The organism is Streptomyces sp. UNOB3_S3, from assembly GCF_020740895.1.
Taxonomy (GTDB): Bacteria; Actinomycetota; Actinomycetes; order Streptomycetales; family Streptomycetaceae; genus Streptomyces.
On sequence record NZ_JAILXP010000648.1, the window covers coordinates 1 to 1,805 of the forward strand.

Genomic DNA, 1,805 nt, shown 5'->3' on the forward strand with positions numbered 1-1,805 from the left:
ACGCGCTGGGACGTCAGGGGGTCCATGGTTCGCCTTTCGGTCGATGCGTTGGTGAGGAGTGCTCGTTCCGCGCGTCCGGTCCGGGCGCGTCTCGGCGCGCCCCTGATGGCTCCACGCGGCGGCCGGACTACGTCGGCCGGTTCGGCGAGCTCCTATTTCCGCCACCGACAGAGATGGGTGAGTCTTTCCTGGCCCGACCGCGCGCTGCTCAGCCCGTACAGCGCGTGGACAGCGTCAGGCGATGGGGGCAATACGCCGACGGCCTGGTTCGTCAGAGCGCCCGAGGGGTTGGGCCCGTGCGTGGGGTGGGGCGCCGTGAGGTCGGCGCGACGCTGAGCCGCTTGCTGGCAAGAGGTGCAGTCGTGTGGGGCGGGAGTGCGGTGAGGGGAGCCGTGACCGCCGGATGTGCTGTGGTGGCCGGCGAGCCCGTCCGTCACCCGCAGGACGCCGTGCGGATGGCCGGATGCGTACGTGGGCAGGGGGCAGCCCACCAGAAGCATCAGCAGACTCCCCACGACGACTACCGGAAGCCAGCGGGCGAAGCGGGGGCGGAGTGGTGTCAAAAGCCCTGGACGGTTACGGCTCTTGAACGTGGATGTAGAGGGCAGGGGCCACTTTGATCCATGGCCCCCGGGCGTATTGCGCGGCACAGGCACTCCGTACGACATCCACACCGGCCGGAAATTCCCGGGCGCGTGGAGGCGGGTCAGACGGGCGGCTGGCGGTGCCAGGGCATAGCGCGGTGTCGCGCCTCAGAAATCTGAGGAACGATGCGATGCGGCACCGGGAACCGGAGGCAATGGGCTATGAGCTCAAGACGAACTCAGCCTGAATGCCGGGTGAGATCCAACCGGTTCCGGAGAACCTGGCTTCTAAATGCGCAGGATGCGTACGGCTGCCGACGACGGGCTTTCCGGCGCGCTTGCAGGCAGGCTTACGGCCGCCCCGGCCGGGGTGCTCAACGCCGCCGCGGTGTCGAACGGTGTCGAGCAGCCGGGTGCGAAGAAGTCCGGGCCCTCCTGCGGCTTGCCGGAGGCGCATTCCTCGGCTGCGTGAACGGTCTCGTCGTTGCCGTGGTGACTGTTGGTGTCGTCCTGCTTCAGCGCAGTGGACGACACGGCACCAGGGTTTGAATCTCCCTGTGCCTCATGCCCCTTGGCGATGTGCTCGAAGGTTGACATGGCCACCGGGCTGCCGGTCGAGTGGCTGACGGCGCTCTCACCGCTGATGCCGTGGGTGTAGAGGAAGCCGAACAGCAGCATGGCCAGCCACAGCAGACGCGACGGACCTGCCACCGGGCGGTGGCTCCGTCGCGTACGGAGTGTGGGCTGGGCCGAGACCATGGCGTGATCCTAGCGTCACGTCGGCCCGTTAATGTCACCGCACCGTCCCAACGGTGTGTGAATCAGCCAACGTGCAGATGCTGCAATGGGTATTACGGCTCGGTTCGTCCCTGCTGTCGGTACGCAAGGGGTAATCGTTTCACCTGTCCAGGAGTAGTCGGGTACTGGAGGTTTGGGTGACTTAAGTGCACCGTAATTATTGAGCGTTCAGCCATTAGAGGGCTGCCCTTGAGCCTTGCAGAGCTCTCGGATACTGCCGGATTTCGACGCGGCGCGCCCGGCACCGCGAGTGCGGTACCGGGCGCGAGCCGGGTAGTGAGGGCTATCGGTGGGCGCTGCGGAAGCGGCGGAGGCGGAGGCTGTTGCCGACGACGAAGACCGAGGAGAAGGCCATCGCGGCTCCGGCGATCATGGGGTTGAGGAGGCCGGCGGCGGCGAGGGGGAGGGCGGCGACGTTGTAGC

1 protein-coding gene is annotated in these 1,805 nt (G+C 67.1%); it reads right to left on the minus strand.

Annotation, left to right across the window (positions count from 1 at the left end; all coding sequences use genetic code 11):
* Nucleotides 1–872: 872 nt before the first annotated feature.
* Nucleotides 873–1,295, minus strand: coding sequence for a DUF6153 family protein (locus K6I33_RS34690; protein ID WP_229358774.1), 423 nt, complete (start codon nucleotides 1,293–1,295; stop codon nucleotides 873–875).
* Nucleotides 1,296–1,805 lie beyond the last annotated feature (510 nt).